Annotated in this window: 21 protein-coding genes; 11 read left to right on the forward strand and 10 right to left on the reverse strand. The window is 54.7% G+C overall.

The features are described from left to right. Position 1: 1 nt before the first annotated feature. The 6 genes from V8L71_RS00955 to V8L71_RS00980 form a co-directional block, all read right to left on the reverse strand. A complete protein-coding gene (locus tag V8L71_RS00955; RefSeq protein WP_007114696.1) occupies positions 2-253 on the reverse strand; it encodes a BolA family protein in 252 nt (83 codons plus the stop codon). Between the two features lie 108 nt (positions 254-361). Beyond that, a complete protein-coding gene (locus V8L71_RS00960; RefSeq protein WP_179914821.1) occupies positions 362-700 on the reverse strand; it encodes an STAS domain-containing protein in 339 nt (112 codons plus the stop codon). Beyond that, a complete protein-coding gene (locus tag V8L71_RS00965) occupies positions 697-1,338 on the reverse strand; it encodes an MlaC/ttg2D family ABC transporter substrate-binding protein (RefSeq protein ID WP_246361629.1) in 642 nt (213 codons plus the stop codon). The genes V8L71_RS00960 and V8L71_RS00965 overlap by 4 nt, the downstream gene beginning before the upstream one ends. A 74-nt stretch (positions 1,339-1,412) precedes the next feature. After that, on the reverse strand, positions 1,413-1,877 hold the full coding sequence (gene mlaD / locus V8L71_RS00970) for an outer membrane lipid asymmetry maintenance protein MlaD (RefSeq protein WP_179914819.1): 465 nt from the start codon (positions 1,875-1,877) through the stop codon (positions 1,413-1,415). A 16-nt stretch (positions 1,878-1,893) separates the two neighbouring features. Next, positions 1,894-2,694 carry a lipid asymmetry maintenance ABC transporter permease subunit MlaE gene (mlaE, locus tag V8L71_RS00975; RefSeq protein WP_336272948.1) on the reverse strand — a complete coding sequence of 267 codons (801 nt, stop codon included), beginning with the start codon at positions 2,692-2,694 and terminating at the stop codon, positions 1,894-1,896. Positions 2,695-2,730: 36 nt separating this feature from the next. Beyond that, positions 2,731-3,552, reverse strand: coding sequence for an ABC transporter ATP-binding protein (locus tag V8L71_RS00980; protein ID WP_336272949.1), 822 nt, complete (start codon positions 3,550-3,552; stop codon positions 2,731-2,733). A gap of 317 nt (positions 3,553-3,869) precedes the next feature. Here V8L71_RS00980 and V8L71_RS00985 point away from each other — a divergent pair, with 317 nt between their 5' ends. From V8L71_RS00985 to V8L71_RS01030, 10 genes are all read left to right on the forward strand, one after another. Next, positions 3,870-4,856: a KpsF/GutQ family sugar-phosphate isomerase gene (locus V8L71_RS00985; protein WP_179914817.1), complete on the forward strand. Its 987-nt coding sequence runs from the start codon at positions 3,870-3,872 to the stop codon at positions 4,854-4,856. A gap of 63 nt (positions 4,857-4,919) precedes the next feature. Next, a complete protein-coding gene (locus tag V8L71_RS00990) occupies positions 4,920-5,462 on the forward strand; it encodes a KdsC family phosphatase (protein WP_336272950.1) in 543 nt (180 codons plus the stop codon). After that, positions 5,462-6,031 carry an LPS export ABC transporter periplasmic protein LptC gene (lptC, locus tag V8L71_RS00995; protein ID WP_336272951.1) on the forward strand — a complete coding sequence of 190 codons (570 nt, stop codon included), beginning with the start codon at positions 5,462-5,464 and terminating at the stop codon, positions 6,029-6,031. The genes V8L71_RS00990 and lptC overlap by 1 nt, the downstream gene beginning before the upstream one ends. Positions 6,032-6,042: 11 nt before the next feature. After that, positions 6,043-6,534 carry a lipopolysaccharide transport periplasmic protein LptA gene (lptA, locus tag V8L71_RS01000; protein ID WP_335597201.1) on the forward strand — a complete coding sequence of 164 codons (492 nt, stop codon included), beginning with the start codon at positions 6,043-6,045 and terminating at the stop codon, positions 6,532-6,534. Between the two features lie 11 nt (positions 6,535-6,545). Next, positions 6,546-7,295, forward strand: a complete 750-nt coding sequence (gene lptB / locus V8L71_RS01005; RefSeq protein ID WP_336272952.1) for an LPS export ABC transporter ATP-binding protein — start codon at positions 6,546-6,548, stop codon at positions 7,293-7,295. A gap of 123 nt (positions 7,296-7,418) precedes the next feature. Beyond that, positions 7,419-8,834, forward strand: coding sequence for an RNA polymerase factor sigma-54 (locus V8L71_RS01010; RefSeq protein WP_336272953.1), 1,416 nt, complete (start codon positions 7,419-7,421; stop codon positions 8,832-8,834). A gap of 98 nt (positions 8,835-8,932) precedes the next feature. After that, positions 8,933-9,241 carry a ribosome hibernation-promoting factor, HPF/YfiA family gene (hpf, locus tag V8L71_RS01015; protein WP_007114683.1) on the forward strand — a complete coding sequence of 103 codons (309 nt, stop codon included), beginning with the start codon at positions 8,933-8,935 and terminating at the stop codon, positions 9,239-9,241. A gap of 4 nt (positions 9,242-9,245) precedes the next feature. Beyond that, positions 9,246-9,716 (forward strand): PTS sugar transporter subunit IIA, encoded by a 471-nt coding sequence (locus V8L71_RS01020; protein ID WP_336272954.1) that lies wholly within the window; start codon positions 9,246-9,248, stop codon positions 9,714-9,716. Between the two features lie 89 nt (positions 9,717-9,805). Continuing rightward, positions 9,806-10,738 (forward strand): RNase adapter RapZ, encoded by a 933-nt coding sequence (gene rapZ, locus V8L71_RS01025; protein ID WP_008958648.1) that lies wholly within the window; start codon positions 9,806-9,808, stop codon positions 10,736-10,738. Positions 10,739-10,783: 45 nt separating this feature from the next. Further along, on the forward strand, positions 10,784-11,053 hold the full coding sequence (locus V8L71_RS01030) for an HPr family phosphocarrier protein (protein ID WP_336272955.1): 270 nt from the start codon (positions 10,784-10,786) through the stop codon (positions 11,051-11,053). A gap of 3 nt (positions 11,054-11,056) precedes the next feature. On the opposite strand, the gene pmbA is transcribed toward V8L71_RS01030, so the two are convergent. Beyond that, a complete protein-coding gene (pmbA, locus tag V8L71_RS01035; protein ID WP_336272956.1) occupies positions 11,057-12,397 on the reverse strand; it encodes a metalloprotease PmbA in 1,341 nt (446 codons plus the stop codon). A gap of 108 nt (positions 12,398-12,505) precedes the next feature. On the opposite strand from pmbA, the gene yjgA reads away from it, so the two are divergent. After that, on the forward strand, positions 12,506-13,027 hold the full coding sequence (gene yjgA / locus V8L71_RS01040) for a ribosome biogenesis factor YjgA (protein ID WP_336272957.1): 522 nt from the start codon (positions 12,506-12,508) through the stop codon (positions 13,025-13,027). 37 nt (positions 13,028-13,064) lie between these two features. On the opposite strand, the gene tldD is transcribed toward yjgA, so the two are convergent. From tldD to rng, 3 genes are read right to left on the reverse strand one after another with little or no spacing between them, the layout of a single operon-like run. Beyond that, the gene (tldD, locus tag V8L71_RS01045) at positions 13,065-14,516 is read right to left on the reverse strand and encodes a metalloprotease TldD (RefSeq protein ID WP_176303078.1); all 1,452 of its coding nucleotides are present in this window, start codon (positions 14,514-14,516) and stop codon (positions 13,065-13,067) included. Further along, entirely contained in the window at positions 14,513-18,367 is a 3,855-nt protein-coding gene (locus V8L71_RS01050; RefSeq protein WP_336272958.1) for a YhdP family phospholipid transporter, read from the reverse strand. Before V8L71_RS01050 ends, tldD begins: the two co-directional genes overlap by 4 nt. A gap of 2 nt (positions 18,368-18,369) precedes the next feature. Then, complete coding sequence (gene rng / locus V8L71_RS01055; protein ID WP_176303076.1) at positions 18,370-19,833, reverse strand: ribonuclease G; 1,464 nt, start codon at positions 19,831-19,833, stop codon at positions 18,370-18,372. Positions 19,834-19,867: the final 34 nt, after the last annotated feature.

Raw genomic sequence — 19,867 nt, forward strand, 5'->3', positions numbered from 1 at the left:
GTTACTGGACGTTTTCCGGTGCAGTTTGCCACTGCGCCGGAGTAAACGTTTTGATACTAATGGCGTGGAGCGCGCCAGAGGCGATCTCATCACTGAGAGCAGCATAGACGAGCTGCTGACGTTTGACCGGAGAGAGACCTTCAAAGGCATCACCAACCGCAATCACCTGAAAATTACAGCCTTCACCCTGAATATGGAACTGACATCCGTCAATACGGGATTCAAGCAGTGCTTTTACCTCGTTGGGTTGCATGGCGCAAAAAACTCCTTTGGGGTCGTCAATATTAATAAACGTAATTGGGGCGACATAATAAAGAAAAGCAGCGCGCTTGGCGATGGCGTAGTTTTAAATGGCCTAGCTTTAAACAGCCAAGGTCGCTGATGGATGATCAATCAATGCATCCAGTTCAGCTAATGAGGCAAGTCGGCGTAGAGGATCTGAAAAGCGGATAGTCTGAACCTGGATTTCGCGCTGCCGACACGTGCGCAACCATTCAAACAGCACGCTGATGGCAGCACTGCTGGCTTTTTCAACGCGGCTAAAATCCAGTGTTAGTGAGGTTAAGTCGGCTTGCTTGAGCCACGTAACACCGCTGGCGGCCAAATCAGCCGCCAACGTCACATCCACATCACCGACTACTTGCAGGGTAGCGTCTTCAGCATCCACCGTGATACCGGGGCGTGAAAAAAGCGTTGTCACGCATCGCCTCCCTGTTCAAGCTCTTCAACACCCACCTCAGGCGACCAGCCGTCGATGACAGCATCATAATCGCGATTATTATCGCGCATGGCCTGGTCGAACTGATTGCGGAACGTCAAACCCAGGTTAATGCCATTTACAATCACATTGACCACCCGCCACTCGCCATTAGAAAGCCTTAAGCTATAGTTCACGGGGTACACTTGACCATTATTCGCCACCACTTCCATCGCGACACTAGCTTGATCGTCATAGCGCTGCGCTTGCTGGGCATCCAGCACTCGTAGCTCGTCATAATCAAATGTCACCAGCCCACGGGTATAGGTATCAATCAGCGTTTGACGAAACACATCGGCAAAACGGCTGCGCTGTTCTGGGGTGGCGTTGCGGAAATAGTTACCCATCACACTGGCACCGATATAGCGAAAATCAGCCACTTGGTCGAGATTTCTATCCACTAACGCCTCAAGCTCACCCAGATTATTAGCGTAATAATCTTGGCGACCATCAAGGTCTTCCATTAGTGATTCAACATTATCGCGAACCAATGCTTCAGGGGACTGGCTCTGTGCTAGGGCCTGTAGCGGCAACACTAACCCCACCATGATCATACCCACCAGCAACCAACGACTTACCATCCCGTTTACTCCCTTCATAACCATTATCTCCCGACCCGTTAATGCACTGGGTTCGTGCCTCATTAGTTGAAACATTAATTACTTGCCATGTTGGACACAAATTGCTGGATAAGTTCTTCCAGCACCAGCGCCGACTGAGTATCACGAATCGTGTCACCCTCCTCCAGCATCTCAGGGTCACCGCCTGCGCTAAGGCCGATATACTGCTCGCCTAACAAGCCGGCAGTAAGAATAGACGCTATCGTGTCTCTGGAGAGCTGGCCTTCCAACTCGCTGTCCAGGCTTAGCACCACCCGTGCATCGAACCACTGCGTATCCAACTCAATAGATTCAACGCGCCCCACCGTCACCCCAGCCATAGTGACCCGAGCGCGAGGTTTTAAGCTACCAATATTGGCAAAATTGGCCTCCAACTGAAACGACTGAGCGGGCGCGGAGAGTGTCAGTCCACTAACACGCAAGCCGAGGAATACAAGTCCCAAAATGCCAGCAATCATAAACAGGCCAACACCGAACTCCATGGTTTTACTGCGTCTCATGAAACTGCTCCACCCATTAAAGGCCGCCAAACATGACGGCAGTCAACACAAAATCAAGCCCCAGAACTGCAAGCGACGAATACACTACCGTGCGTGTGGTAGCACGAGATATGCCTTCTGAGGTCGGCACCAGGTCGTAGCCCTGAAAGACAGCAATCCAGGTCACCACCAGCGCAAACACAGCGCTTTTGATCATCCCATTGCCAATATCACTGACAAAAGCCACATTGGCCTGCATGTTGCTCCAGTAAGAGCCCTCGAAAACGCCCAACCACTCCACGCCCACCAAGTAGCCACCCCAGATACCCACCACACTAAAACCTACTGTTAGAATGGGTAGCGACACAAAGCCCGCCCATAGCCGCGGAGCGACCACCCGGCGCAGCGGATCAACACCGATCATCTCCATACTGGTGAGCTGCTCGGTGGCTTTCATTAAGCCAATCTCAGCGGTCAATGCCGAGCCCGCACGGCCAGCAAACAGCAACGCAGCCACCACAGGCGCCAGCTCACGCAGCAGTGACAGCGCCACCATCTGCCCAAGCGCCTGCTCAGCGCCGAAATCGACCAGAATGGTATAGCCCTGCAGTGCCAGCACCATGCCGATAAACAGCCCAGACACCAACACGATGGCGAGTGAGAGCACACCGACAAAATGCATCTGATGCAACCATAAGCGCCAACCCTCACGGGATGGCACACCGATAGCGGATTGGAAGAGAAACACCCCCGCGCGGCCTAATGCTTCCATTAAATCGCACCCTCGACGCCCCAATCGGGTAATACGCGCGGTGCCGTTAGAAAATTTTGACTGCATGTGTCCCTGCCCTGTATTTACCCTGCATTGAAGCCATTAGCCTGTCTTTGTCATCGGGGGCTCGCCCAAAATATCGCGATAAAATGCCTCAGCGGGATAGTGAAACGGCACTGGGCCATCAGGCTCGCCATGAATAAACTGGCTAACCCTGGGGTCTTGATTCGTATCTAAGGTTTGCGGCGTACCATGGGCAACCACCTGACCATCAGCAATTAAATAGAGATAGTCTGCAATGCTCAGCGTCTCCTTAATATCGTGAGACACCACCACAGAGGTGAGTTGCAGCGCTTGATTAAGGCGCTTAATAAGCTGCACTAAAACGCCCATCGAGATGGGGTCCTGACCAACGAAAGGTTCGTCATACAGGATCAACTCCGGGTCCAGCGCCACGGCACGAGCCAGAGCGACCCGCCGCGCCATGCCTCCCGACAGCTCTGCGGGCGTCAAGTGACGCGCCCCCCGCAACCCGACCGCCTGCAGCTTCAGCAGCACTAGATCGCGCACCATGGTATCGGGCAAATCAGTATGTACGCGTAACGGAAAAGCAACGTTTTCAAATACATCTAAATCGGAAAACAGTGCGCCACTTTGAAATAGCATCCCCATCCGCTTGCGTAGCGTAAATAGCGCCTTACGAGACAGCCGATGAACATCCTGCCCATCAATCACTATCCGCCCACGCTCTGGAGTCAACTGCCCGCCGATTAGCTTAAGCAGCGTGGTTTTACCAGTACCGCTTGGCCCCATAATCGCGGTTACTTTGCCGCGCGGAATCGTCATATTTATGCCGCGAAAAATCTCGTGATCGCCACGTGAAAAATGGAGGTCTTCAATTTCAATAAATGGAGCATCTGTCATGGATCAGTTGACTCTTAACGAGGCGCACTTGGGTTAGCCATCATACCCTATTTGCGGCTATCGCGGTTATAAAACAGTGTTTCTAAAACATTATCAAACATTGTACTATAACGCTACAAAACACGACGGCACGCTTGAGTATTTCTACTGGTCTAACCATTTATTGTTAGCGAATCGGTAGCAGGCCGCCTTATTGTCAAAACGCATCCGGGCTAACGGTCTTAAGTACTAGCTGAACGACTGCCTATAAAGGGCGTCAAGATGTTATTCTTGGCGGTTACTACTTTTTATATGTTCAATGATTAAGAGAAAACGCTATGCGCCAGCCTCTCGCTCCACCCAGCCTACTACGCGAAAGTGCATTGCGTACGCTGCAAATTGAGCAGGCAGCCATTGGCGGCCTTCAAGCCAAACTAGACGAAAGTTTTGACCGTGCCTGCGAGCTAATTCTCGCCTGCCAAGGCCGCGTGGTGGTGACCGGCATGGGCAAGTCGGGGCATATCGCTGGTAAGCTGGCGGCCACACTTGCCAGCACAGGCACACCAGCTTTTTTCGTTCACCCTGGTGAAGCCAGCCACGGCGATTTAGGCATGATTACCCGTTCCGATGTGGTATTGGCGCTGTCTAACTCGGGTGAAACCGCCGAAGTCACTGCGCTCTTACCGCTGCTTAAACGCCTGGGTACGCCGCTAGTCAGTATGACAGGCCGCCCCAACTCCACGCTGGCTAAACACGCTGATGCGCACCTGAACAGCGGCGTAGAGCGTGAGGCATGCCCGCTCGACTTGGCCCCCACCAGCTCAACAACGGCAGCGCTCGCCCTGGGCGACGCCCTCGCTGTGGCGCTGCTGGAAGCGCGCGGTTTTACCGCTGAAGATTTTGCCCTTTCCCACCCCGGTGGCAGCTTAGGCAAACGCTTGCTGCTGCGCGTTAGAGATCTTATGCACGACGGTGAGCGACTGCCCCAAGTCCCCCTGGGAAGCCCGCTGCGCGACGCGTTATTGGAAATCACCCGTCAAGGGCTAGGCTTTACCTGCGTGGTAGATAGCGATGGCCGCCTAGCCGGGGTATACACTGACGGTGACCTTCGACGCACGCTCGACCAGTTTCACAACCTGCGCGATGTCATCGTTGACGATGTAATGACCCGGCCGGGCAAGCGCATCGCCCCCGACATCCTGGCGGCGGAAGCGGTACGTATCATGGAAGAGAGCCGCATTACGGCGCTAGCAGTGGTTGATGAACAACAGCGTCCTATCGGGGCGCTACATATGCATGACCTGCTTGCCAGCGGCGTTATTTAAGACAGCGGCGTCATTCAGCAATATTACCGACCCGCTTTACGAATTTAATGATAAGGAGGTTCTATGACCTTACCTAATGCGCTACTTGATCGACTCCGCCGCGTGCGCCTATTAGCATTGGATGTTGACGGCGTACTGACCGACGGCCGCCTCTACTTCCAGGCTGACGGTATCGAAATCAAAGCATTTCATACTCAGGATGGTCATGGGCTGAAGCTTCTCAAGCGAGTGGGTATACATGTAGCGCTGGTGACGGGCCGCGACTCTCCCATGGTGAGCCAGCGCGCCGCATCACTGGGCATCGACCTGGTCCATCAAGGCTGTGAAGACAAGCTTGCCACCCTGCGCGGGCTTTGCCAGCGTCTCGATATAGAGTTAGAGCAGGTGGCCTACTGTGGTGACGACCTGCCTGACTTGGCCGCTATTAAGCGTTGCGGCGTCGGCATTACCGTCCCTAATGCGCCAGATTACATGCATACCCACGCCGACTGGACCACGGAACGTCTAGGTGGCCACGGCGCCGTACGTGAAATCTGTGACACACTGCTTGAATCTCAAGGGCACTGGGGCGCGGTGCTAGACACCTATCTTCACGGTCGCACCTAATGGTGAAGCAGGTAAAAGTACGCATTTGGTTAGCCGGGCTGGTCGTAGCCCTGGGGGCTCTACTGGTGTGGCTTGACCCACGTGGGCCTCAAGACACGGCCATTGACCCTGAAGCGCAGGCCCAGGAGCCAGGCCACGTACTGGAAAACGCTGAGATCACCCTTTTCGGTGAAAATGGCAGCGTATTACAGGCGCTTAAAACCCCACGCCTGATCCATACGCCGCAGCGTAGTGAAACCTGGACGGAAGAGCCCGAAGCTATTTTATACGATAGCGAAAACCGCCAGTGGCTAGCTAGCGCTGATGTAGGCACGCTTAACACGTCCACTCAGGCCTTGCTGATGTCAGGCGCGGCTCGCCTGATCGCACCGGATGAAGGTTGGCAGTTAGACACTGAATTATTGCACTATGACGGGCTAAAACAGCATGCGTGGAGTGAAACACCGGTAGTGCTACAACAGCCGCCCCAGCAAATGAACGCGTCGCGCATGGACGTCTGGCTTAACGAAAGCCAAGTGCGCTTAACTGATAATGTGCGTGGCACGCACCCTCCGGCCACGCAACGCTAACAGGATTTGCCATGAAATCACTGCTATATACCGCCCTTTTTGCCCTTGCGGTACCACTCTCGGCACTGGCCCAAAACAGCCAGGCCCCGGTAGAAGTTGAAGCCGACCGTTTAGACCTTGACCAGCGAGCGGGAACCGCTGTCTATACAGGCAATGTCGATATTCGCCAAGGCGGAATGCAATTACGTGGCGAGCGAGTAGAGATCGAACGCAACGAGGCAGGCGAGCTCTCCCGCGCGACCTCCACCGGTGAGCGCGCTTACTTACGTCATCAAGCTGAAGGGCAAGAAGGCCCTACAGAAGGTTGGGCAAGGCGCATTATTTATCATGTCGCTGAACGCCGCGTTGAGCTGATCGACCAAGCCGAATTAACGCAACAAGAAGACACCTTCACCGGCGGTCGCCTTGAATATTTCATTGACCGTGAAGTGATTCAGGCCCGCTCTGACGTTGACGGCAGCGAAACCCAGCGCATACGTATGACGCTTCAGCCTGAACAATAGGGAGCCAAGCCTTGGCAACTACAGACACTGCGCCAATCAAAACCCTATATGCCCACCACTTGGCCAAAAGCTATAAGCGACGCCGAGTCGTTAAAGACATCAATTTAGAGATCTCCCAAGGCAGCATTGTGGGCTTACTGGGCCCTAACGGCGCGGGCAAAACCACCTCGTTTTATATGATTGTGGGGCTGGTGAAATCCGATGCTGGCAAAGTGGGTATCGACGATGTAGATCTAACCCGCGCGCCAATGCATGAACGCGCTGCGGCGGGTATCGGCTACCTTCCGCAAGAAGCGTCTATTTTTCGTAAATTATCGGTTGCCGATAATATTATGGCGATACTCGAAACGCGCAAAGAGCTCAGCCGTCGCGACCGCGAGCAGCGCCTGGAAGCGCTACTTGAAGATTTTCACATTACCCATATTCGCGACAACCTGGGCATGAGCCTTTCAGGCGGTGAACGCAGGCGGGTGGAGATTGCTCGCTCACTGGCGACAGAACCCGCATTCATTCTTCTGGACGAGCCCTTTGCTGGCGTAGACCCCATTTCGGTGGGCGAGATCAAAACCATTATTCGGGCATTAAAGCAGCGCCACATCGGCGTACTGATTACCGACCACAACGTTCGCGAAACCCTGGATATTTGTGATATCGCCTACATCGTGGGCGATGGTCAAATCATCGCCAGCGGCTCTCCAGCCTCGATACTCACTAACCAGAAAGTGAGGGAGGTTTATCTAGGCGCTGATTTCCGCCTCTAGCCTATTTTTCACTTCTAATTAGCGCTCTACAACAACTTTACTACCAATGGCATGCTTATTGCACTTGCACCGGAGACCTACTCACACTAGGGTGGAGCATTCTGATTAACGAGTGGTTCTCAGATGGTCATGAAAGCTTCTCTTCAACTGCGCATGGGCACACAGCTGACCATGACACCTCAGCTGCAGCAGGCCATTGCTCTGTTACAGCTATCAACGCTGGACTTACGTCAAGAAATTCAGCAGGCCCTAGATGCCAACCCCATGCTGGAACAAGAGGATGAATTTGGCGAACAGGCTGCCAGCGAGCCCAAAGAGGAAGAGTGGTCAGAGAGCATTCCCACCGAGCTCTCGGTAGATAGTGATTGGTCTGACACCTACCAAGATATGGGCAGTCACGGTGGCTCCAGCAGCGAAGGACCTGATTTTGAGCGCCAGGCTGCTGGCCAGAGTCTTCATGGGCACTTGCTGTGGCAGCTAGCCATGACTGATTTTGGCGCGCGAGAGCAACTTGTCGCAGAAAGTCTTATCGACGCGTTAGATGCTAATGGCTACTTAACTCAGCCGCTCAACGACATACGTGAAGGGCTTCGCGCCCAAGGTGTCGATGGGCTTAGCCAGCGCGAAGTAGAAACCATTCTGCTTAAGCTTCAGCAATTTGAGCCAACAGGAATATTCGCCCGCGACCTGCGGGAGTGCCTGATGCTGCAGCTGGCCACTCTTCCCGATGATACGCCGTTGCTGGTTCCTGCCCGCCGCTTAGTACGGCAGTTTCTGGAAGCGCTCGGCAAAGATGACATGCGCTTACTAAAACGCCGCCTGGGACTCGATGATGACCAGCTGGCTGATGTCATTCTCCTCATTCGTAGCCTTGATCCACGCCCGGGCAGCGCCTATGGCGATACCGATGATAGTTATGTAACGCCCGACCTGGTCGTACGCCATGACCACGAAGGCTGGCACTTAGAGCTCAATCCTGAGGCATTGCCAAGGCTTCGCATTCAGCCCGACTACGCAAGCTTAATAAAGCGTGCGGATAAAAGTCAGGACAATCAGTTTTTAAAAGAACACCTGCAGGAAGCACGCTGGCTGATCAAGAGCCTCTCTAGCCGCAACGATACGCTACTGCGCGTTGGCCGCGAGATTATCACCCGGCAAATTGGCTTTTTAGAACACGGCGAAGAAGCCATGAAGCCGCTCATATTGGCCGATATCGCCGAGGCCGTGGAAATGCACGAATCGACTATTTCCCGGGTAACCACTCAGAAATTTATTCATACGCCTCGCGGCGTATTTGAACTCAAATACTTTTTCTCAAGCCAAGTCAGCGGCCAGGATGGTGACAGCCATTCAAGCACCGCTATCCGCGCTCGGCTGAAGAAATTGGTTCAAGAGGAGCCGCCAGGCAAGCCGCTTTCTGATAGCCGCTTAGTCACGCTATTAGGGGAGGGGGGAATTCAAGTAGCGCGTCGAACGGTGGCTAAATACCGTGAAGCCATGGGCATTCCCTCCTCTAGCGAGCGACGTCGTTTGCGCTAGCACAAATCAACGTTTTAGGGAAACTCTCGACAAGGGCTTTGCAACGCGGCAAAAAGGGTTACAATCGAAGTACAGTCCGATGGATAAGGAGTACGTCAATGCAAGTTAATATCACTGGTCATCACGTAGAACTGACTGACGCCTTGCGTGACTATGTCAACGAAAAGCTTGAACGTGTAGAGCGCCATTACGACAACATAACCACGGTGCAAGTCACCTTATCTGTGGAGAAAGAGCGCCAGCAGGCCGCCTGTACACTGCACGCAGCAGGTGCTGATTTACATGCGGAAGCCCTAGACAGTGATATGTACGCCGCTATTGACGCATTAGCGGACAAAATTGATCGGCAACTCGTTAAACATAAGGAAAAAGCACAAGCTCGCGCCCAAGGCGCAGGCGTGCGTTAATTCAATGACGTTGGAAACCATACTCCCCCCGGAACGTGTTCTCTTTGACGTACCCGGGGGCAGCAAAAAAAGGGTGCTGGAATTTTTCAGCACCTTTATTGCCCAAAATATCCCCAGTCTGGACAGCCAAGAAGTGTTTAGCCGTTTAATTGGCCGTGAGCGCTTAGGCAGTACCGGGATTGGTAACGGCGTGGCTATTCCCCATGCGCGTAGTCCTCACTGCTCGGCCCCAATTGCTGGTTTTTTAAAACTCGCAGAAGCGATTGATTTTGATGCTATCGACGGCGACCCGGTGGATCTGGTGTTTGTATTGCTAGTTCCAGAAGAGGCTGATGACACACATCTCTCTCTGCTCGGCCAGGTAGCGACCATCATGAACGATGCGGATGCGCGTCAGAAACTGCGTAAAGCAGGCAGCCAGCGCGAACTACTTGAGTTGCTTACCGCTAAAATTCGTGAGCAAACAACTTCCTGAAAGCCTAAACCTGCCAAGCGGTACTCAACGGCAGGTTGATTTGCGCTCACCACCCTTAACGCAGCTTGATCAAAGCAAAGAGAGACTCTATGCAACTTGTGATCATTAGCGGCCGCTCTGGGTCAGGTAAATCTATCGCCTTACAAGCGCTTGAAGATCTTGGCTACTATGCGATTGATAACCTCCCTGCCATGTTGCTGGGGTCGTTGGTGGACGAATTACGCGACCAGGGCGACCGCGCCCATTTGGCGGTCAGTATTGATGCCCGTAACTTGCCTGGCGCCCTGGCACGACTGCCCTCTTTATTAGAGGATTTGCGGCAACGTAAAATTGATTTTCAAGTGATCTATCTGACCACTGATGCGCGCATCTTACTTGAGCGTTACTCCGCAACACGGCGGCGTCACCCGCTGACGCGCGATAGCGAAATGACGCTTGAAGAGGCTATCAATAAAGAAGAAGAAACGCTGCTCGACATTCGTGATCTAGCCGATTTATTGATCGATACCTCGCGGCTATCAGTTCACGATTTGCGTCGTCGCATTACCGACCAAGTCGCCCATCAGCGGCGCGACAAGCTCACGCTGACGCTTGAGTCGTTTGGTTATAAGCGCGGTGTGCCGTTGGATGCTGATTTGGTTTTCGACGTGCGCTGCCTGCCAAACCCATATTGGGACCCAACGCTACGCCAATTCACAGGCCGCGATGCGAACATAGTGGCCTTCTTAAGCGGTTATCCCATCGTAGACGCCATGACTAACGATATTCAGGCTTGGCTTGAGCGCTGGCTGCCCGCTTACCAAGATAGCCAGCGTAGCTACATGACTATCGCGATTGGCTGCACCGGTGGGCAACACCGCTCGGTCTATATGGTCGAACAGCTAGCAGAGCGATTAGTACACAGTATGGGCGAAATTCAATTACGTCATCGCGAGTTAGGCTTGCAGTACACATTAAATGAACAGCTAGCTGCTCCGCCTGCCAGCACATCCCAAACCGACGAGCAGCAAGCAACGTCTTAAGCGCTTCTATCCATTAATGACACCACTCGGCGAAAAGGAACCAGGGTGCCAGAAAGAATACTCACACTTACCAATCAACGCGGCCTGCATGCACGCGCGGCGACCAAACTAGTAAAATGCGGCCAACAGTTCACGGCGACAATACGTGTTCAAAAACAGCAACAAGTCGCTGACGCCGCCAATATCATGTCACTGCTGATGCTCGCCGCACCGTGTGGTACCGAGCTAACTATCAGCGCTGAAGGCGCTGACGCAGAACAGGCGCTTGATGCTATTCAAGCGCTGTTCGATGCTCGTTTTGAGGAAGATCAGTAGCTTTTAATCTCCCGCTACGGTCATGGCATCAATTAACCAGCTACCCGTGTGAACACTGCCACGGGTATCGGTGTCATCGCCAACTCCCACTAACCCGGCAAACATCCGATCCAGGTTCCCGGCAATCGTAAACTCCTCGATCGGGTACTGTACTTTTCCGTCTTCTACCCAAAACCCTGCTGCGCCACGTGAGTAATCACCGGTCACGCCGTTAACGCCCTGCCCCATCAGCTCAGTTACCCAAATACCCCGCCCCATCTCTTTTAATAGGCTGTCACGGGATTGCAGTGGTGCCACTAAACGCACATTACGTGCCCCACCGGCATTGCCCGTGGTTTGCATACCCAGCCGACGAGCACTGTAGGAAGAGAGCATATAGCTGGCAATGCTGCCCTGATCGATAAAACGATTGTTACGGGTTTGCACGCCCTCACCATCAAACGGCGAACTCGCTGTGGCACCGATTTCCATTGGACGTTCTTCAAGGCTGAACCAATCGGGAAACAGCGGCGTGCCAAGCCGATCACACAGAAACGAGGCTTGGCGATATAAAGCACCACCGGCTATACCACTCAGTAAATGACCAATCAAGCCACTGGACAGCGACGGGTCAAATAGCACTGGAAAGGTACCCGTGGGCGGACGTTTTGCGCCGAGCCTGCGCAGCGTACGCTCGGCGGCCTCACGGCCCACCTCGGCGGGGTCGCGCAGTGCCTTGGGATCGCGTGCGGAAGTGTAGTCGTAGTCGCGCTGCATACCGCTCGCATCCTGGGCAATCAGCATGCATGAAAGAGAGTGACTACTGCCCTTTTGGGTGCCTAAGAAGCCGTGGCTATTAGCATAAACGCGCACGCCTTCGCCACTCGAGAGTGATGCACCGTCCGATTGGGAGATGCCTTCAACGTCACGACCCGCCTGCTCACAGGCAAGCGCGAGCTCAATTGCTTCATCGGTTGTAAGCGCCCAGGGATAATGCACTTCCAGATCGGGTAACTCGGTGGCCATCAACGATGCATCGGCCAACCCGGCGGCCGGATCTTCTCCGGTATAGCGGGCAATCGCCAGCGCTTTTTCTACCGCAGCCTGGATCGAGGCACTGCTAGCATCCGTTGATGAAGCACTACCTTTACGCTGGCCTACGTAAAGCGTCACGGCGATGCCCTGATCACGGGATAACTCAACCGTTTCAACTTCACCCTGGCGTACGCTAACACCTATTCCCTGATCGACGCTTGCGCCTACTTCGGCAGCATCCGCGCCCAAGCGCTTTGCCAACGCTAGCGCCTCTTCGGCCCGCGCGGTCAGTAACGACTGCTGCGCGGATGCATCAAATGCCTGTGCCATATGGCCTCCTATCTCAACCGAATGTCTCCAAGAGAATGTCTTCGGCGAATCAATGTTGTACTCGCAGCTGGTATAATGCCGCAACGAATTTTATCTGTGAGCCACACTATGCGTAAGCAACGTCCCGACCCCGTTGAAGTTGAAGAGCAGGAAGAACGCCCAAGCAAGTCGCAACTCAAACGCGAAATGCATGCCTTACAGGCACTTGGGGAAACGTTAATCGCCATGCGACCGGCAGAGCGCGCCCGCTTCCCCCTTTCTGACGATATGCTGCGTGCTATCGAGGAAACCTCGCGCATTCGTTCTCATGAAGGCCGCCGCCGCCATATGCAGTACGTCGGCAAACTTATCCGTAAAGAGGATCTCGCCGCCATCCAAGGCGTGTTCGACTCCATCGAACAAGAGCAGGAGCAGCGCGACCATGCGTTTCACCGGCTGGAAAAATGGCGTGAACGCTTAATTGATGAAGGCGATGATGCTGTTGACCTGTTCATGGCGGAGCATCCCGACGCGGACCGCCAAACGCTGCGTCAATTAATTCGCAACGCCCAGCGGGAACGCGAGCAGGGCAAACCACCGACCAGCTCGCGTAAGCTCTTCAAACACCTTCGCGAAACCTTAGCGCTTTAAAACAGGCGCTTTAAAAACAGTTCTTGAAAAAAGCTTTTTAAGACTGCGTGCCGCCAACGGTCAGCTCATCCAATTTCAGGGTGGGCTGGCCGACACCGACCGGCACGCCCTGCCCCTCTTTACCACACACACCAATCCCGGTGTCCAACGCCATGTCGTGGCCAATCATGGAAACGCGCTGCATGGCTTCCGGACCATTGCCGATTAAAGTGGCCCCTTTAACAGGCGCCGTCACCTTGCCATCTTCAATGAGGTAGGCTTCGCTGGCGGAGAACACGAATTTACCCGAGGTAATATCCACCTGGCCGCCGCCAAAGCTGACCGCATAAATGCCACGCTTAACGCTTTTGATAATATCGCTAGGCTCATCCTGACCAGCCAGCATGACCGTATTGGTCATGCGTGGCATCGGCAAGTGGGCGAAGGATTCACGTCGCGCGTTTCCTGTGGGCGCCATGCCCATTAATCGGGCATTGAGTTTATCCTGCATATAGCCCGTTAAAATGCCGTCTTCAATAAGCGGCGTATACTGACCCGGTGTCCCTTCGTCATCCACGCTCATTGAGCCACGGCTATCCGATATCGTCGCATCATCGACAATGGTGACGCCTTTAGCGGCCACGCGCTCGCCCATCTTGCCGGCAAAGGCGGAACTGCCTTTACGATTGAAATCACCTTCCAGGCCGTGCCCTACCGCTTCATGCAGCAAGATCCCCGGCCAGCCGGATGCCAACACCACAGGCATTTGCCCTGCGGGTGCATCGATGGCTTCCAGGTTGACCAATGCCTGACGCACCGCCTCTTTGGCGTACTGCTCCGCCACTTGATCATCGCGCAGTTTAGCCATGGAGTAACGACCGCCACCACCGGCGCTGCCGCGTTCGCGACGCCCATTCTTAACTGCAATCACGCTGACATTGAAGCGCACCAGCGGGCGGATATCGGCCGCCAACGTGCCATCACTAGCCCGTACCAACACCACTTCATAAGTGCCCGATAAGGAGGCACTTACCTGGCTAATACTGGGGTCGGCAGCACGCGCCACACGGTCAGCCTGTTTCAGCATGGCGACTTTTTCTTCAGCACTCAGGCCGGCCAAGGGATCAATCCCTGCATAGCGCGACATGGCGGACACCGGACTAACCAGTTGCCCAGGCAAGCGCTTACCACTGCGCACAATGCCAGCCGCGGTGCGGCCGGTATCCATTAATGCATCGGCGGTAATTTGGTTGGAGTAGGCAAAACCGGTCTTTTCACCTGCCAGCGAACGCACGCCGACACCGCCATCGATATTATAACTGGCCTCTTTTACCTCGCTATCTTCCAGCACCCAGCCCTCTTGCCAAGTCCGCTGAAAATAAAGGTCGGCGTAGTCAATACCCGCGCCCATGGCGTAGCCCAACCCTGTTTCCAGAGCGTCTAAATCCAACCCTCCGGGAGTCAACAGGATGGCTGCAGCGGTATCTACATCACTTTTATATGCGGTCATTGGGGGCCTTCTAAAGTAACCTGCGGCGAGGTCCAAGGGCCTCGCACGCGATAATGAAGCGTTGTGGCGCGATCTAGGGCGTCGCCAAACAGTTGATCGGCGAGGAATAGCGCGCCGCCGACGATGGGCGCACCAACGGCAATGGCCGCAATCGGCAAACTTTGCGTCACTGGCAGTGTGACGCCAAGCCGCTGGTCAAGTTCACGCGTTACAAGATCGACGTTGCCTGTTAGCGTTAGGGTGGTGGCCGGGGCGTCAATTTGCAATGGGCCGCGAAGGGTTAGCAGTCCACCGGTCACATCGGCGGTACCGTTGACACGGTCAAATGCAGTGCCCTGGCCGGTAACGTCAGAAAAATCCAAGCGCAGCCGTCTTAAGATGTTATCGAAATTGAGCAAGCCGATTAAACGCGCCGGTGCCGATTCCAGGGTGACAAAGCTGCCGTCACGAATGTCGGTGCTGATATAGCCATCGGCATGCCTTAACGCCAGTTGCCAGGGGGCGCCTGGCCAATCCAGCGAGGCCACCACATCGGTGCTGCGGCTGCGCATGGCCACAGGCTGGTCTAGGCGCTCAAGGGCGGTGCCGATATCCCCACCTTGAATTGAGATATCCGCACGGGTGTGGCTGGAAGAGGCACTACCCTCCCAGTACAACTCGCCTCGCGCTGAGAGCTGGCCAAGGGTCAACCCAACCGGAGTGAGCGAAAAGCGCTCTCCATCGGTTTGCCAGTAGGCCGTCAACGGACCGAAACGGCGTGGCCCCATGGAAATTTCGGCTAATCGCAATCGCCCATTAGGCACATCGGCCAGCCAATCGGGAATGGCGGCTGGCGCCTCGCGCTGGGTTTTAACCGCTTGCATCCAGGAGTCTGGCGTAGGCGCATCACTGTCATGTTGCTTGTTAGCTAACGCCAGCAAACGATCAAGTGACAACGCTTCAATCGTCATATCCAAGGGCTGCGGCGATTGCGCATTGTACTGTAAGCGCCCGGTCACAAGATTACCGCTTAAATCCATATCGATGAGGTCACCGTTCATGCCACCGGTGGCACTAAGGCTGCCTAAACACTCATCTTGATAAACCACGCAGGGTGTCGATAACGCTACTGTTAAGGGCACCTGGCCGTTACCATTGCTGGGCGTAGACGCGCCTTCTGCCATTAACGGTGCAATCGCCTGCTGCCAAGCCAGCGGGTCAATACGTGGCACATCGGCATCAATGCTTAACCCAGCCTTCGTAGGCCAAGCGTGCGTGCGCGCTGCCTCATTGCCTAGATATAGCGACCCGGCAAGAGAGCCGTTACGCTGCTGAAGTCGTGCGGAAGCAATATCAGCCAAACGGCTTTGGATCCGTCCAGCTTCAATGTCAGCCGTCACACTCCAGGGCCATGGCTGCTGGGCCGACTTGGCAAACGGTGCCGGTAAATGGCTGGTGACACCGAGTAGACGGCTTTCCAGGCGCAGGGTTGGCGTGGGCATTAAGCTGACATTGCCTTGCCACTGTAGCTGCCCTTCTAGCGGCAGGCGCCCCTGGCTGTCATCCAACCCAGCGAGCTCAAAAAGTGCCGAGGTCGCTACATTACCCTGCAGCTCTATTCTGTCGTCTTGGGTGTGAAAATCTGCGGCTATTTGCCCGCCTAGCAATTGGCCACTGGCGTCACCCACCAGCCCGCTGCTCTCTCCGTCCTGCAGCCAAGCGAGGTCACCCTCGACCGACTGAAGCCGTAAATCCAACGGCTGATAAACCACTTCGGAGAAGCTTGGCAAGGCATTAATTTCCAGCTGCAGCGCATCAGGCGTTTCCAGCGGCAGCGACAAGGCAATATCGCCATTAACATCGCCCGTTACGCGCAAATCACTCAGTGGGGAAAGATCAATATCGGGCATCGCCTGTAAAAAGGTCGTTAACGCTGAACCATCCGCCTGCAGCTGGCCCGATAAATTAAGTATCTCATTCTCCATCACCACTTCACCCTCTGAAGCAGTCACACCATGGCTTTGGGCATGTTCAACTTCAGCCTCTAACACCTTATTTTGCCATTTTAGACGGCCTTCAACGTCATCAAGACGTGGCCAGCCTGGCGCAATCGGTAAATGGCCTTGTGTAATTGCCAGCGCAAGTGTGGCGGTAAAATCCTCAGCGGTTACCGTTTCTCCTAAGGGTTGGCTTAGCTGTAACGACCCCTCGGTGACATAGCCACCGATATCGTTGAGCAGCCAATCGCGTAGTCCTTTATCCATCACGCTAAGCGGCAGCCACTGAGCCAGCGGTCGGTCTAGCGCGTCCACCTCACTAAAATCTAGATCTAAGCCAAAATGGCCGCGCTGATTACCGGTGACTAAACCAAAACCACCCGACACCTGAGCGCCATCCCAGTCAACGCTGAGGTTCTTGCCACTCACCATGGTATTGGGGCCATCGTATACCCACTCCACTTCGCCTTCGGCACGTCTTAACTGCATGGGAGCGGTAAAAAACTCGGGGAAATAGAGGGTACTGTCGCCGTCGCTACTAAACAGTACACGGCCACGAAAATCCCGCGCCTGCACCCAGGCATCCAACGGGCCGCCGCCAGGGGCCTGCTGCCAAGGCGAGACCTCGACACCGGTTAGGGCCGCATCGACTCCCCAGCGACCTTCTTGCTGCCCAACGTGCAATCCCTGGACTTGCCCGCGGGGGGCAAGGGTTTGCAATACTCGCGTTACTGACTCAGGTAGCAATACATAATCGCGCCAGGCTGTCAGCGAGGCGAGTTCAAAGGCACTGGTGCGAACTTCCCACCTCCCTGGTTGATGGGTGGCGTGCCAGTATCGCGGCAAGGCCGGGCCAACGCTGCCCCCGGGGGGTTGCGCCCACTCGACGCTATCAGCGTCACCACTCAGCCATGCCTCGCCTCCGTCGCCGTCACGCTGCCATAAGCCATTCGCTTCAATATCCCTTAGCACCGCGTACTGAACATTATGGCGAAGGGTTAACTGGGGCACATCGACGGCAACACGGGCCTCCTCAAGACGCCCAGCGCTCCAGCGGCCCCATAGCCGCGCACTCCCCCCAGCCTGCTCTAAATAGGCGGCATGATCAGGACGGAACATAGCGGCCAACACTACCAATTGATCAAGCTGAATATCCAGCTGTAGTGCTGCAGAAAAGTCGCTAAAGCCATGTTGACCGGGCTGCATCTCAACCTTCATTTCAGCCGCGGGAAGGGCAACCTTGCGCGCTTGCTGTAAAGATTCCGCAATATTGATCGCGCCTTCCAGCCGTGTGCGCCGCTCATCGCCAGTCAGCAGCAGTGTCTCGGCATGTAACATCACGGTGTCGTGCCTACCATGCAGCACCACGCGGGTGTCGTCTACCCATAGCCGCTGGCGCAATATGAGTCCGGCCCAGTCATCAATAGCGGCCAGATCGACATCCGGTTCAGACGCCATTAATAGCGGCAACTCGGCAGGCTCAGGCCATTGCCAAGAAGCTCCCGTGCCTTGATAGAGATGAAACTCAGTTCCGCTTATGCGTGCGTCGCTAAAAATCGGCGCCCTATTGACAAGCGACGCCCAGGTATCCAAACGCAGCCCTGCATGGTCCAGGGAAAACAGTGCTTGGCCATCGGGCGTTTCTGCGCTCAACCCATCAAGGGTTAACAGCAGGTCGCTCCGGGCAAAGGAAAGCGATAACCGCTCAATAGTGACCGGCACACCAATACGCGCTTCAAGCAGCGCTTCAATGCGAGGGGTAAGAGCGTCGGATTGACTGAAGGCCAAGCGGAGCAATAGCAGCAACATAGCGGTGCTGCCTAGCAGCCAGGCCGCTATCACTAAACTCCAACGCACCAGCGAACGAGTCTGCATGATTACATCAGTACGATATCGTACTGCTCTTGGGAGTAGTGCTGTTCAACCTGGAAGCGGATCGTTTTATTAATAAATGTCTCCAGGTCTGCTACCGCAGCTGACTCCTCATCCAATAGACGATCAACGACGGACTGCGAGGCAAGCACCATGTAAGTTTCGGCACTGTAGGCGCGCTCCTCTCGGAGAATCTCGCGAAAGATTTCATAACAGACCGTTTCCGGGGTTTTCAGTGTTCCACGGCCGCTGCAGGTGGGGCAGGCTTCACAGAGCGTCTGCTCCAAACTTTCCCGGGTACGCTTACGAGTAAGTTGAACAAGGCCTAGTTCAGTGACGCCGGTACACTTGGTTTTGGCGTGATCGCGCTCTAAGGCTTTTTCCAGCACCCGCAATACCTGCCGCTGATGCTCAACGTCAATCATATCGATAAAGTCGATAATGATAATGCCGCCCAGATTACGCAGCCGAAGCTGGCGGGCAATCGCCGTCGCTGCTTCAAGATTGGTCTTGAAAATAGTCTCTTCAAGATTGCGGTGCCCCACATAACCACCGGTATTCACATCGATGGTGGTCATAGCCTCAGTGGGGTCAATAACCAAATAGCCGCCAGACTTAAGCTGTACCTTACGGCCTAACGCTTTCTGGATCTCATCTTCGACGCTATAGAGATCAAAGATAGGGCGCTCGCCGGGGTAGTACTCAATACGCTCGACCGCATCTGGCATAAACTCTTCAGCGAACTCCACCAGCTTGACGAAGTTTTCCCGTGAATCGATACGCACTTTTTCGATATCGTCGCGCATAACGTCGCGTAGCGTACGCATAAAGAGCGGTAAATCATCATAAATCACGCTCTGTGGTGTCGCGGTAACTTTACGCTCACTCACCTTGCGCCATAGACGCAGCAAGAAATACATATCACCTTTCAGTTCTTCATCGCCCACCCCTTCAGCGGCGGTGCGAACAATAAAGCCACCCGTTACTTCCAGCGTTTGCTCTGCCACGCTGCTATCCAGCAATGCCTTTAAGCGCTCGCGTTCACGCTCATCTTCAATGCGCTGCGATACGCCATGGTGTGGCGAGTCCGGCATGTAAACCAAATAACGGGAAGGGATCGAAAGATGAGTGGTTAAGCGTGCCCCTTTGCTTCCAATAGGATCTTTAGTGGCCTGTACCACCAGCGCCTGCCCCTCGTGAAGCAACTGCCCGATAGTTTGCTGTTCATCAGGAGGCGTGCCTGGCGGCATTACTTCATGGGCATGAATAAACGCTGCCCGCTCCAGGCCAATATCAACAAAGGCAGCCTGCATTCCAGGCAGCACACGCACTACTTTGCCTTTGTAGATATTGCCCACGATGCCACGCCGACGGGAACGCTCGATCAGTGCCTCTTGCAAAACACCATTTTCAACCAGCGCGACGCGGGTTTCCATTGGCGTTAAATTGATGAGAACTTCACCGCTCATGCAAAATTCCTTGTTGGTTGACGTATTCCTTGCC

The sequence above is a fragment of the Vreelandella indica genome (assembly GCF_037070225.1).
GTDB classification, from domain to species: Bacteria; Pseudomonadota; Gammaproteobacteria; order Pseudomonadales; family Halomonadaceae; genus Vreelandella; species Vreelandella arctica.

What these genes read in the sequence shown, in the direction of transcription:
- lptA (WP_335597201.1), top strand. Translation starts at nt 6,043, where the DNA reads ATGAAATCACTGCTATATACCGCCCTTTTTGCCCTTGCGGTACCACTC.
- tldD (WP_176303078.1), bottom strand. Translation starts at nt 14,516, where the DNA reads ATGACCGCATATAAAAGTGATGTAGATACCGCTGCAGCCATCCTGTTG.
- mlaE (WP_336272948.1), bottom strand. Translation starts at nt 2,694, where the DNA reads ATGCAGTCAAAATTTTCTAACGGCACCGCGCGTATTACCCGATTGGGG.
- V8L71_RS01050 (WP_336272958.1), bottom strand. Translation starts at nt 18,367, where the DNA reads ATGCAGACTCGTTCGCTGGTGCGTTGGAGTTTAGTGATAGCGGCCTGG.
- V8L71_RS00985 (WP_179914817.1), top strand. Translation starts at nt 3,870, where the DNA reads ATGCGCCAGCCTCTCGCTCCACCCAGCCTACTACGCGAAAGTGCATTG.
- V8L71_RS00990 (WP_336272950.1), top strand. Translation starts at nt 4,920, where the DNA reads ATGACCTTACCTAATGCGCTACTTGATCGACTCCGCCGCGTGCGCCTA.
- V8L71_RS01020 (WP_336272954.1), top strand. Translation starts at nt 9,246, where the DNA reads ATGACGTTGGAAACCATACTCCCCCCGGAACGTGTTCTCTTTGACGTA.
- V8L71_RS00965 (WP_246361629.1), bottom strand. Translation starts at nt 1,338, where the DNA reads ATGGTAAGTCGTTGGTTGCTGGTGGGTATGATCATGGTGGGGTTAGTG.
- pmbA (WP_336272956.1), bottom strand. Translation starts at nt 12,397, where the DNA reads ATGGCACAGGCATTTGATGCATCCGCGCAGCAGTCGTTACTGACCGCG.
- mlaD (WP_179914819.1), bottom strand. Translation starts at nt 1,877, where the DNA reads ATGAGACGCAGTAAAACCATGGAGTTCGGTGTTGGCCTGTTTATGATT.
- V8L71_RS00955 (WP_007114696.1), bottom strand. Translation starts at nt 253, where the DNA reads ATGCAACCCAACGAGGTAAAAGCACTGCTTGAATCCCGTATTGACGGA.
- V8L71_RS00980 (WP_336272949.1), bottom strand. Translation starts at nt 3,552, where the DNA reads ATGACAGATGCTCCATTTATTGAAATTGAAGACCTCCATTTTTCACGT.
- yjgA (WP_336272957.1), top strand. Translation starts at nt 12,506, where the DNA reads ATGCGTAAGCAACGTCCCGACCCCGTTGAAGTTGAAGAGCAGGAAGAA.
- rapZ (WP_008958648.1), top strand. Translation starts at nt 9,806, where the DNA reads ATGCAACTTGTGATCATTAGCGGCCGCTCTGGGTCAGGTAAATCTATC.
- lptC (WP_336272951.1), top strand. Translation starts at nt 5,462, where the DNA reads ATGGTGAAGCAGGTAAAAGTACGCATTTGGTTAGCCGGGCTGGTCGTA.
- V8L71_RS01010 (WP_336272953.1), top strand. Translation starts at nt 7,419, where the DNA reads ATGGTCATGAAAGCTTCTCTTCAACTGCGCATGGGCACACAGCTGACC.
- hpf (WP_007114683.1), top strand. Translation starts at nt 8,933, where the DNA reads ATGCAAGTTAATATCACTGGTCATCACGTAGAACTGACTGACGCCTTG.
- rng (WP_176303076.1), bottom strand. Translation starts at nt 19,833, where the DNA reads ATGAGCGGTGAAGTTCTCATCAATTTAACGCCAATGGAAACCCGCGTC.